Annotated in this window: 11 protein-coding genes; 6 read left to right on the top strand and 5 right to left on the bottom strand. The window is 60.8% G+C overall.

Going from position 1 to position 11,304, the window contains the following annotated elements; translation table 11 throughout:
- Positions 1–48: 48 nt before the first annotated feature.
- A complete protein-coding gene (fis, locus tag ACPW74_RS15645) occupies positions 49–345 on the bottom strand; it encodes a DNA-binding transcriptional regulator Fis (RefSeq protein ID WP_005309538.1) in 297 nt (98 codons plus the stop codon).
- A gap of 25 nt (positions 346–370) precedes the next feature.
- Positions 371–1,336, bottom strand: a complete 966-nt coding sequence (gene dusB, locus ACPW74_RS15640) for a tRNA dihydrouridine synthase DusB (protein WP_010675552.1) — start codon at positions 1,334–1,336, stop codon at positions 371–373.
- Positions 1,337–1,626: 290 nt separating this feature from the next.
- Here dusB and ACPW74_RS15635 point away from each other — a divergent pair, with 290 nt between their 5' ends.
- The 4 genes from ACPW74_RS15635 (at position 1,627) to ACPW74_RS15620 (ending at position 6,434) form a co-directional block, all read left to right on the top strand.
- Positions 1,627–3,033: a TolC family protein gene (locus ACPW74_RS15635; protein ID WP_010675551.1), complete on the top strand. Its 1,407-nt coding sequence runs from the start codon at positions 1,627–1,629 to the stop codon at positions 3,031–3,033.
- A gap of 73 nt (positions 3,034–3,106) precedes the next feature.
- Positions 3,107–4,111 (top strand): HlyD family secretion protein, encoded by a 1,005-nt coding sequence (locus ACPW74_RS15630; protein WP_080767988.1) that lies wholly within the window; start codon positions 3,107–3,109, stop codon positions 4,109–4,111.
- On the top strand, positions 4,111–5,244 hold the full coding sequence (locus ACPW74_RS15625) for an ABC transporter permease (protein ID WP_257707661.1): 1,134 nt from the start codon (positions 4,111–4,113) through the stop codon (positions 5,242–5,244). Before ACPW74_RS15630 ends, ACPW74_RS15625 begins: the two co-directional genes overlap by 1 nt.
- Entirely contained in the window at positions 5,241–6,434 is a 1,194-nt protein-coding gene (locus tag ACPW74_RS15620) for an ABC transporter permease (RefSeq protein WP_362777306.1), read from the top strand. The genes ACPW74_RS15625 and ACPW74_RS15620 overlap by 4 nt, the downstream gene beginning before the upstream one ends.
- Positions 6,435–6,490: 56 nt before the next feature.
- Here the strand turns inward: ACPW74_RS15620 and ACPW74_RS15615 are convergent, their stop codons facing one another.
- Positions 6,491–7,126, bottom strand: coding sequence for an SDR family oxidoreductase (locus ACPW74_RS15615; protein WP_111897035.1), 636 nt, complete (start codon positions 7,124–7,126; stop codon positions 6,491–6,493).
- 145 nt (positions 7,127–7,271) lie between these two features.
- Here ACPW74_RS15615 and ACPW74_RS15610 point away from each other — a divergent pair, with 145 nt between their 5' ends.
- On the top strand, positions 7,272–8,309 hold the full coding sequence (locus ACPW74_RS15610) for an IS630-like element ISAeme16 family transposase (RefSeq protein ID WP_041206064.1): 1,038 nt from the start codon (positions 7,272–7,274) through the stop codon (positions 8,307–8,309).
- A 108-nt stretch (positions 8,310–8,417) separates the two neighbouring features.
- Here ACPW74_RS15610 and ACPW74_RS15605 read toward each other — a convergent pair whose 3' ends face one another.
- A complete protein-coding gene (locus ACPW74_RS15605; protein WP_010675546.1) occupies positions 8,418–9,272 on the bottom strand; it encodes a DnaA ATPase domain-containing protein in 855 nt (284 codons plus the stop codon).
- Positions 9,273–9,344: 72 nt separating this feature from the next.
- A complete protein-coding gene (locus ACPW74_RS15600; RefSeq protein ID WP_111896795.1) occupies positions 9,345–10,019 on the bottom strand; it encodes a DnaT-like ssDNA-binding domain-containing protein in 675 nt (224 codons plus the stop codon).
- Positions 10,020–10,294: 275 nt separating this feature from the next.
- Here ACPW74_RS15600 and ACPW74_RS15595 point away from each other — a divergent pair, with 275 nt between their 5' ends.
- Positions 10,295–11,266 carry a response regulator gene (locus ACPW74_RS15595; RefSeq protein ID WP_111896793.1) on the top strand — a complete coding sequence of 324 codons (972 nt, stop codon included), beginning with the start codon at positions 10,295–10,297 and terminating at the stop codon, positions 11,264–11,266.
- Positions 11,267–11,304: the final 38 nt, after the last annotated feature.

Below are 11,304 nucleotides of genomic sequence, written 5' to 3'. Positions count from 1 at the left end.
TCATTAAAATGAAAGTGCTTTTGTTTTCAATAGCTTAGTTGTTATGGCTTAGTTCATGCCGTAACGCTTGAGTTTCTTGCGCAGGGTACCGCGGTTGATGCCCATCATCACGGCGGCGCGAGTCTGGTTGCCACGGGTGTACTGCATGATCACGTCCAGCATGGGAGCTTCGACTTCGGAGAGAACCATATCGTACAGATCAATCACTTCCTGACCGTTCAACTGGGCCAGGTAGTTACGCAGGGCCTGTTGCACAGAGTCACGCAGGGGGCGTTGGGTCGGCTCGGCAGCGTGATTGTGAGTAGTTGTTACCAATGCATCAGAAGTCAGGGTTTGTTCGAACATATTCGGTCGGCTCTTTAGTTATGCGTTAACCTAATCCATCGAAATACGCTTCGAGTGCCTCGAGTTGTGCGTCTGCACAATCCAGGGCATTGAAGTGCTTACGGAATTCTCGGCCCGCCTCTTCTTCATCCAGATACCAGCCCACGTGTTTACGGGCAATGCGCGCTCCCAGATAGGCACCGTAAAACTGGTGCAGATTGGTGACATGCTCGTTCATCAGGGTGCGAACCTCTTCCCTGTCGGGAGGCGGCAGCTTGGTGCCCGTTTCAAGAAAATGGCGGATTTCCCGGAAAATCCAGGGTCGTCCTTGCGCAGCACGGCCGATCATCACGGCGTCGACACCGGTATAGTCGAGGACATACCGGGCTTTCTCCGGGCTATCGATGTCGCCATTGGCGACAACAGGAATCGATACGGCCTGCTTAATCGCCCTGATAGTGTCGTACTCCGCTTCGCCCTTGTAGAGGCAGGCACGGGTACGACCATGCACGGCAAGGGCCGCGATACCGCAATCTTCGGCGATTCGGGCGATCTCCTCGCCATTGCGGTTATCCGGATCCCATCCTGTGCGGATCTTCAAGGTGACAGGTACTTCCACCGCATCCACCACGGCCCGGCAGATGGATCTGACCAGGTCTGGCTGACGCAGCAGGGCGGAACCTGCCAGCTTCTTATTCACTTTTTTTGCCGGACATCCCATGTTGATGTCGACGATCTGAGCGCCCTGCTCCACGTTGTAGCGGGCAGCAAACGCCATCATCTCGGGGTCGGCACCGGCAATCTGGACCGATCGCAAGCCGCCTTCAGCAGAGTGATCCATTCTCATCCGGGTTTTCTGGGTATCCCAGACATCCGGGTTGGCCAGCAGCATCTCGGAAACGGCCATACCGGCTCCCAAACGTAAACAAAGTTCACGAAATGGTCGGTCTGTTACACCGGCCATGGGGGCCACGATCAGGGGAGTTTCAAGCGTGTGGGGACCTATCTGCATTCCACGGTTACCATCGGCTTAGGGCGGCGTATATTACGCATTTTTTAGTCAGGAGAAAAGGTTAGTATTTGAGCGTCAGCCATTTTTTTCTGAAAAAAACGTCGCGCCAAGGCTTGCAAATTCAGGAGTGCTTGAAAATCGGACATATTGTCTGTGACCATGGTCAGGGGGGCGCGAGTGAGGGGGATGGTGATTTGTGAGTCTCCCTCTCAAGCCGGTTTAGGCTATGATAGCGGGCCTGAATTGAGCAAAGGCTCTACACAATTTCATTACAAACGGATCGGGGATGTATGACGGCAAAGTTCATCAAATCGCTCTGCCCATGCCTGCTGGGTGTCGTGCTGGGGTCGGCCCAGGCGCAGACGGTCAGCTTTACCGAGGCCTGGAGCCGGGTCATCCAGCAGGATGACGGCTTGGCGGCAGAGCAGGCCGGGGTGGAGAGGGCCCAGCAACTGCGGGAGGCGGCCAAGGCCATGTACCTGCCCAAGGTGGATGTGGGGGCCAGCTATACCCATCTCGATCAGCCGATGGAGCTGGACATGCTGGATCTCAACCCCATCGCCAATCATCCGGAATTCGGCAAGGTGCTGGGGCCCGTGATGCAGGCACTCAACCTCAGCCCGAGCGATTTCGTCACCCCCCTCACCAAGCAGAACGTGGTGACCAGTTCGGTCAAGATGTTATGGCCGCTCTTTACCGGCGGGCGCATCGATGCGGCCCAGGATATTCGTCAGGCCCAGGTGAGCGAGGCTGAGCAGTTGCTGGTGCTCAAACAGCAGTCCACCTTCGAGAGCCTCTCCCAGACCTACTTCGGGGTGGTGCTGGCGGCGCAGGTGGTGCAGACCAAGCAGGAGATCGAGCAGGGACTGGCACACCATCTGGATCATGCCAAGAAGCTCGAAGCCCAGGGGCAGATCGCCAAGGTGGAGCGCCTCTCGGCCCAGTCTGCCTATGACAGGGCACGCATCGATACCCAGAAGGCCAGGCGCAGCCTGGAGATCGCCCAGCTGGCGCTCGGCCACATGCTCAAGCTCAAGCAGGCTGAGCCCAATACCGCCCTCTTCATCAACGAAGGGATGCCAGCCTTGTCTCCCTTCGTGGAGGAGACCCTGTCGGTGCATCCCGGTCTCAAGCTGTTGACGGCCAAGAAGGAGCAGGCCCAGGGGATGATCAAGCTGGAGAAGGGCAAGTACGCCCCCGAGCTCTTCCTGTTCGGCAACTACAACCTCTATGAAGATGATTCCATTGTCTCCAAGACCACACCGGACTGGCTGGTCGGGGTCGGGGTCAGCATGCCGCTGGTGAGTCGTGATGGCCGCTCCGAGACGGTCCAGGCGGCCAAGAGCGCCGAACTCCAGGTCAACCTGCTGCAAGCCAAGACCCGCCAGGATCTGGAGCTGCTGGTCGAGAAGACCTGGCGCGAGGCTGCCCAGGGACTGGAGGAGTATCACTCTCTCTCCTCGACCCAGGCGCTGGCCGAGGAGAACGTGCGGTTGCGTGACAAGGCATTCGGTCAGGGGCTCTCCACTTCCCTCGATGTGGTCGATGCCCAGACCCAGCTTGCCGGGGTCAAGACCCAGCGCGCCGCCGCCGCCTATCAATACGTGATCTCCCTGGCCCGCCTGTTGGCACTCTCCGGTCAGATGAACAGTTTCAACCAGTATCAGCATGGTCAGGCGATCGAGGTGAACTCATGATCGCGCGCTCTTCCATTCCGTTATTCATGTCCGTTTCGACCGTCAAGGGTCGCCCGTTTGCCGAGGTGAATTCATGAGTCATCCCCCCATCAAGAAGAAGATGAGCCAGGGCAAGCCCTGGCTGCTGCCACTGGCGCTGGTATTGCTTGTGCTCTGGCTGGGCTGGCGCTTCTGGCTGGCCTATCAGCCGGAGCCGGTGCGTCTGCAGGGGCAGATAGAGGCGCAGCAGTATTCGGTCTCTTCCAAGGTGGCGGGCCGCATCGACGAGGTGCTGGTGAAGAAGGGGGATCAACTGGCCAGGGGCCAACTGGCGTTCACTCTGGCGAGCCCGGAGATCGAGGCCAAGCTGAGTCAGGCCAAGGCCGGGCAGGCCGCGGCGGGTGCCATGGCCGAAGAGGCCGAGAAGGGGGCGCGAGTGCAGCAGATCGCGGCCGCCAAGGATCAGTGGCAACAGGCCAAGGCGGCTGCCCTGCTTCATGGCAAAACCTACGAGCGCATTGCCAGCCTGCATCGGGATGGCGTGATGTCGCTGCAAAAGCGTGACGAGGCCTGGACGGCCTGGCAGGCGGCGAAGTACAGCGAGGGCATGGCCTGGCAGCAATACCAGATGGCGCTGGAAGGGGCGCGGGAAGAGACCAAGATAGCGGCCCGCGAGCAGGCCAAGATGGCGGCTGGCGGAGTGGCGGAAGTGGAAGCCTATCTGGCCGATACCCGCATCGCCAGCCCACACGAGGGGGAAGTTGCCCAGGTGCTGTTGCGTAGCGGCGAGCTGGCTCCCCAGGGCTTCCCCGTGGTGACCTTGCTCGACATGAAGGATGCCTGGGCCCAGTTCCATGTCCGTGAGGACCTCTTGCCAAGGTTCCCGGTCGGTACCGAGTTTGATGCCCGTATTCCCGGCCTGGGGGATCAGCTGGTGCGCTTCAAGGTGACCCATGTGGCCGTGATGGGGGATTTCGCCACCTGGCGTGCCACCGACACCCGCCAGGGGTTCGACATGAAAAGCTTCCAGGTGGAAGCGCGCCCCTTGCAGCCGGTTGACGGGCTGCGGGTCGGCATGAGCGTGCTGGTCGAGCTCTGATGGGACGCGAATGGCGGTTGCTCTGGCAGGACCCGTTCGGCCGGGCGCTGGCGAGCTGGGTCCCCTTGCTGCTGATAGGGATCCTGTGCTGGATCTTTTCAGCCGGCCTGGCGCGGGATCTCAAGGTCGGTCTGGTGGATCTGGATCGCAGCACCCTCTCCCGACAACTGGCGTTCTCTCTCGATGGCTCCGCCGGGCTCAAGGTCGCCCAGCAGTTTGATTCCATCGACGCAGGGGCCAGGGCACTGCGAGGGGGGGACATCTATGCCCTGGTGGTGATCCCCCATCACCTGGAGCGGGATGCCCGCGAGGGGACGCAACCCAGGGTGGCCGTGTTCAACAATGGCCAGTTCATCCTGATTGCCAAGCTGGTCAACTCCGCACTGGCCCAGGTGGTGGGAACTCTCAATGGCCAGGTAGGGGTGTTGGAGGCCATGGCCGACGGCAAGACGCTGCCCGGTGCCCTGGGACAATCCGTACCCATTGCGAGCCAGGTTACCGCGCTCTACAACATCAATTCCAGCTACGCCCAGTTTCTGCTGAGCGCCCTGCTGCCTGCGGTGTGGCAGATCCTGGTGGTGCTCTATGGCCTGAACGCCCTGGCCCGCACCGATCGCCTCGGGTTGGACTGGACCACCAGAGGGGCCTGGTTCGGCCTCTGGCGTACCCTGCTGCCCCATGTGCTCATCGGCTGGGGGTGGGGTCTGGCGTGGAGTCTGCTGCTGTTCAAGGGGCTTGGGTACCCCATGCAAGGCAGTTGGCTGGTGCTGACGGCGGGGCTGGGACTGGCGTCAGCCGCTTGCGTCACCATGGGGGCCTTCTTCTACGCCATCATCCGGGATCCGGCGCGCGCTCTGTCGCTGGCGGGGGCTTACACGGCTCCCGGTTTCGCCTTTATGGGGGTCACCTTTCCGGTCAGCGCCATGGGGGATGTGGCCCAGTTCTGGCGCAGCCTGCTGCCCATCTCCCACTATGTGGAGCTGCAGATCGGGCAAACCAACTACGGTCAACCGTTGACGGCGGCCCTGCCCCAGCTCGGGGCCCTACTGCTGTTTCTGCTGCCCCTGCTGCTGGTGGTACACCGCTACCGGACGCCGTCGGGCGCGCTACCCCATGAGGAGTCCAGGCCATGATGGGATTCTGGGATCTGATGCGCCTTGAGCTGCGCACCCTCTTGGCGGATCGCGCCATCATGCTGACCCTGTTTGGCGGCGTCTTCTTCTACTCCTTCCTCTACCCCCAGCCCTACCTGCACCAATTGCCCAGGGAAGAGCCCGTGGTGGTGGTCAACGAGGATGGCAGCCAGCTCTCCCGCCAGCTGGAGTTCATGGCCGATGCCACGGCGCAGGTGAAACTGGTGGCCCGTGCCGGTTCGCTCGACGAGGCCCGCCAGATGATGCTGACCGGCAAGGCGAGCGGCATTTTGCACATTCCCCGCCACTTCTATCGGGACCTGATGCTGGGCAGGAGCGTGACCCTGGGTTATGCCGGGGATGCCTCTTACTTCCTGGTCTATGGCACCATTGCCGAAGGGCTGGCCCAGGCGGGGGGCACGCTCGCCGCCCAGGTGAAGGTGGCCAGGCTGCTGAGCCAGGGCGAGGCGCTGCCCCAGGCCGCCATGGGCTGGAACGCGGTGGCCCTCAATGTGCTGCCGGTATTCAACTCCACCATGGGCTATGTGAACTACGTGGTGCCTGCGGTATTCGTGCTGATCCTGCATCAGGTGTTGCTGATGGGGACCGGCATCCTGGGGGCGACCCAGAACCAGCGCAGCCGCCGTGGCGAGTCAGGCTACTGGCAACATGCCCCCGTGCCGGCCTTGTTGCTGGCCCGCACCCTGGTGGTGGGGACTCTTTTCGTCCTTCCGGTGACCTACTTCTTCGGCTTCTGCTTCGATCACTACGGTATTGCCCGCACCGCTGTACCCGGCGAACTCTGGCTCTTTACTCTGCCGTTCCTGCTGGCCACCACCTGGCTCGGGATCGTGCTCGGCGCCTTGTTCACCCGCCGTGATCTGCCGACCCAGGTAGTGCTTGTCTCCTCTTTGCCGCTGGTCTTCCTGGCCGGCTTTATCTGGCCCATTGAGCTCATCCCGGCTCCCCTCAACTGGCTGGCCCAGTGGGCCCCGAGCACGCCGGCCATCGAGGGATTCCTGCGCCTCAATCAGATGGGGGCCGACTTTGCCCAGGTCTCCCGCTACTGGTGGCAGTTGTGGGGACTGGCGCTGCTGTATGGCGCTCTGGCGTGCTGGTTGCTCCGATGGCGTCAACCGTGCCCTGCAACGGGGCCGGATGATGGGACGACAGCGTCTTCCACCGACTAGGCCCCTTGCAACTACACGGTCAGCCATTGGGCTGACCGTGTTGCCATTCACAGGGATCATGGCTGATTCAGACCCGAATCGCCGATGGCATAGATCTGGCCGCACGCCTCCTGGTCGGTGAGCAGTTGCAAACCCCGTATAGCCACATCCTGGCGCCTGACCAGGCCATGCCTCTCCTGCCCCTGGCTCAGGATGGCCTGACCCGTGGGCTCCCCATCCTGCAACCCTGCGGGGCGTAAAATGGTCCACTCAAGGGTGCTTGTCTGCAGCCAGCTTTCCGCCAGGCTCTTGAGGCGTACCTCGTGTCCGAAGGCGGCGCGAGCCCGTTCGGGCAGGTATTGCCAGCTGTCGCCACAACCGAGGGAGGTGACCAGCAGCAGGCGGCTGAGCCCGGCGTGCTCCATCTCGTCGATCACATGGCGGTTGCCCTGATAATCCACCGGTGCACTCTGGCGAAAGCCGCCGAGGGTGGAGACTACCCGGGCATCCCTGTCCGCCAAGCGACAAGCCTGGGCCACGGCCTGGGGGTCCAGGGCATCCCCGATGACGACCTCGACTCCCAGGGTATGCAGCTCGCTGGCCATGTCGGCATGGCGCACCAGGGCAACGACCCTGTGGCCCAGTTGCAGTGCGTGGTCGGTGAAGGCGCGGCCCAGTCCTCGACTGGCACCGAAGATGAGTGTGGTTGGCATGACAGGCCCTCTCGAACAAAAGAGCAAGCCTAAATAACCGTTCCGAAATGTAGATCACTTATCCGGGAAAGAAGGGAACTCGGCGTCGTTTGTGCGATCTGATTAATCGCCAAACCAATCAAACGACAAACGAGCCGAGCCCGAAATGATACTAACACTCCCCGACCATGATGAGCGACGCCGGATCATCAACAAGATGCACCGGACCAAAGATAAAGATCTCTGCCGGAGGCTCAACGCCATCTTGCTCCTTGCTGACGGGCACAGTGTCTCGGCTGTTTCTCGGCTCACAGCCGCCGCCCGGTCATCGATCAATCGCTGGGTGAACTGGTACACCTTGTACGGTCTGGAGGGGCTTGAAAGCGAGCCTCGGGGGCGCAAGCCGGTGCTGCCATTTGCTCACATCTCGGGTCTATTACAGCTGTTGATCCAGTTGTCTCCACAGGAGCTCGGATATCAGCGCTCGCGTTGGAGTACCGAACTGATGGCGCTTGAACTCAAACGGAGTTGGCGCCTGACATTGCATGCTTCAACAATACGGCGATGGCTGCCCAGGCTAGGGATTGTCTGGCGCCGGGCCGCGCCCACTTTGCACATCCGCGATCCCCATAAAGAGCGGAAAATGGCCGCTATCAATGAGGCCTTGGGACGCTGCAGTGCGGACCATCCCGTGTTCTATGAAGATGAGGTGGATATCCACCTAAATCCCAAGCTGGGGGCGGACTGGATGATGCGAGGGAAGCAGAAGAAAGTGGCAACTCCGGGCCAGAATCGCAAACATTACCTCGCTGGCGCCCTGCATGCCGGAACAGGTAACGTGACCTATGTGGCGAGCGATAGCAAAGACACGGACTTGTTCTTGTCACTGCTCCAAACACTAAAGCGGACTTATCGGCGCGCCAAGAGCATCACGCTGATCCTGGATAACTACATCATCCACAAGAGCAAAAAAGCACAGCGATGGCTGGCAAAAAATCCGAAGTTCATCGTGCTTTTTCAGCCGGTGTATTCGCCATGGGTGAACCAGATTGAGCGGCTGTGGCATGCCCTCCATGAAACGATCACCCGGAACCACCAATGCCGCACATTGGGTGAGTTATTACGTCGCGTGTTCTACTTCCTGGATCATGCCGCCCCGTTCCCCGGTAATGGACATGGGCTTATGCAACTGGAGCGAAATTAGGATCAGCTATTTAGAGCCTGGATGGCTCTCTGTAAATGAGAGTGGTTTTTATTTGTGAGGTGCAGGGGATATGAAGGGCCGGACATCAGGGACGCCGGCCCGACGGGATCAACCGTTGTAATGGCCGATGCTGGGACGGCGGCTGGGTCCGCTCAGGTGGATGTCCACCGGATTGAACGCCTTGATCGCCTCATAGCTGAAATCACCGATGGCCTGATGCAGGCTCTGGGGGCTGTGGTTGGTGATGATGATGACGCTTTTGGACAGGTTGCGACGACGGCGCAGCAGGTGGCCGAGGAAGCTGGACTGACTCTCGGCCATCTTGGCGCGGTTGGCTGCCACCTCGTCGATGATCAGCAGGTCCACCTCTTCCAGGGCGCGGCGGTACTGGTTGCGCTCCTCCTGATCCTGGATGACGTTGAAGAAGAGCCTGTCCACGATGGAGGCCCACTGCTGGAAGATCACCGACTTCTGGTGGCGCGCGATCAACTCGTGGGCCACGGCACCCGCCAGGGTGGATTTGCCGGTGCCGTAATCGCCGTAGATCAGCATGCAGCCCCCGCCGCTCTTCTCCCAGTGCTCGAAACCGCTGATGAAGTAGCGGGCTGTCTCGATGGGGTATTGCAGGGCCGGGTCACCGGAATCCATCTTGTCGAAGATCCAGTCCGGATTGAGGTCGGCCTGGGCGATCAGCTTCTGGATCCGCTCCTGGCGGGCGGCCTTCTGCAACTCGCGCACTTCGGCATTGGCCTTGGCGTCGTACTCCTTGCGCAGGGTCTCGTAGTCGTACTGGCTGCCGCCGGTTGCGGCCCGCAGTCGGAGAATACGTTGCTGCAGGCTGCTGACGTGACGCTTGAGCTCGGGATCATGAGCCCGTTGCTCCTGTCTCGCCTTGGCGATTTTCTGGCGTTTGGCCTCGATCTCTTCCAGTGCCTGGCGCATCGGGTCGTGCGGATCTGTCATGGAATTCTCCTTCTGCTAGGGCTGTGGCTGGATGGGCAGGGGGTCAATAGTGCACTTCGTGGCCGCCTGGTATCAATCATTCTCCGGCTCCTGAGCTTGTGCCAGCCGTTTGGCCTCATAGATCATCTCTTGCGCCCGGCGGCTCGGGCCAGCCTCTACCGGGGCTGGCGCGACCTGCTGGTACCCGGTGACCACGGTCGCCGGGCGGCGGGCGTAGCGCCGACTCTTGAGGGCCCGAATAAATTTCAACATCCACTGGTGCTGGGAGTCGAACACCTCGGGGCGGCCGAGCCAGTAGGCGATGAACTCCCCGAGATCCTCTTCGCTGTAGCTGGCATCGATCACCCCGCACAGGCGTGCGAGAGCAGGCAGTTCTTCGTCCGGACGCCACTGCAGGTGCATCTGGAACGGGCGTGCCGGCAGAGGGCTGCGCACCCGCTGGCTCAGCAACGGCAACTGGAAAGGGCACTGGTGGTAGTGCTCACTGTCAGCCTGGGCCTCGACCTGAAGCAGTTCGGCCTCCATCAGCTCGTCGAGCAGTTCGGTCAGCTGGCGAGCGTTGACCTGATAGCTGAAACCACCGGGATTGCCCGGATCGACGACAGCCAGTGCCCGGCCAAGCTCGGGATAGTTGAGTCGGGCCAGCCGATTTTCCAGCACCAAGCGGCGCAGTTGCAGGGTATAGAGGCTGCGGGCCGGATGGGAGAGTCTGGGATGGGCGAGGGCGCTGTATTCGGCTGGCGTCATGGTCTGCTTCACGATCTGGAGTGGAGGGCATTATCCCTCATGGCGGTGCCTCATACAATTCATGGTGCCGACCTGCGAGATAACGGCTGCCGGGCGACGGTTGCCGACCATCTCTGCGCAAGGGGGCGATCAAAATAGTCGGACCATTTCAAACGCTTGGCAGATACCAAGGCCAGCCCGGCTCGCTGCTCGACAATATTGTGTGGCGGTATCCAGCGCCCATGATCTAGTCTTAATGCTCAAATAACCATTTGACTAATAAGAGCTTTGTCAAGATGTCAAAAGCCGGACTACGGATCTTGGTGGTAGAAGACGAAGCGGTTTTTCGCCACTCACTGGTATCTTATCTCGAGCACGACGGGGCCTGCGTCTTTCAGGCAGAAGACGGGATTGAGGGGCTCTCTGCCGCAGCGCTCTATCACCCCGATGTGGTGTTGTGTGATCTGAACATGCCGAACATGGATGGCCATGAGGTGATTGCCTGCCTCACCGCCCGCTATCCACAGGTGCCCGTCATCGTCATCTCCGGTCAGGATCAGATGGCTGCGATCGAGCGTGCGCTGCGGGCGGGGGCCAGGGACTTCTTCATCAAACCGGTGAATGACTATGAGCAGATCCGCCGCAGCATCGAGCAATGCCTGACAAACCTCGGGCATCAGAGCCAGCAACTGGAGCTGATGGAGCACATCGACTTCTTCCGTGGCCACGATCTGGCGAGCAGCCGGCTGCTCGCCTGGTTGGCCCCCCCTGGCATGCAGGATTGGGGGCCCTGGCAGGTCACCTTTGCCGGCATGGGCAATCTCTTCATCCCGGATACCTTCAAACTGGACGACAAGCTGCTGGTACTGGTGATGGAATTGCCCATCCTCGGTGTGGATGCGGCCTTCTGTGGTGCCTTGGTGCGATCCCTGATGAACGGCCCCTATCGCCAATACCAGCAACAAGAGAGCCTGCTGTTGACCCAGCCACACCGATTGCTGGATTACCTCAATCTGCAACTGCTGGAGTCGGGCCTGCGTCACTCCTTTGCCATGGCGGCCCTGCTGTTCGATCAGGAGGATGGGCTGCTTTTTGCAAATGCCGGGCTCACCTCACCTCACTGGTTGATGCGTGCAGGGGGGTTGCCGCTCGGCTTGATGCGCAGCAGTCGCTACACGTTGCACAGGCGAAGCTGGCACGAGCCCTTTGATCTGCAGTTTCGCAGTGACAGCGGCAGCGCCCTGACGATGCAGGTTCGTCACCACTGACGCCGTGAAGTGAACACATGCAAACAGGGCGCCCATGG

Origin of the sequence: Aeromonas sp. INTO2 (assembly GCF_049860605.1) — a bacterium.
Lineage (GTDB): Bacteria > Pseudomonadota > Gammaproteobacteria > Enterobacterales > Aeromonadaceae > Aeromonas > Aeromonas caviae.
The sequence above is the reverse complement of the archived record's forward strand: the minus strand, read 5'-3'. Positions and strand labels throughout refer to the sequence as shown.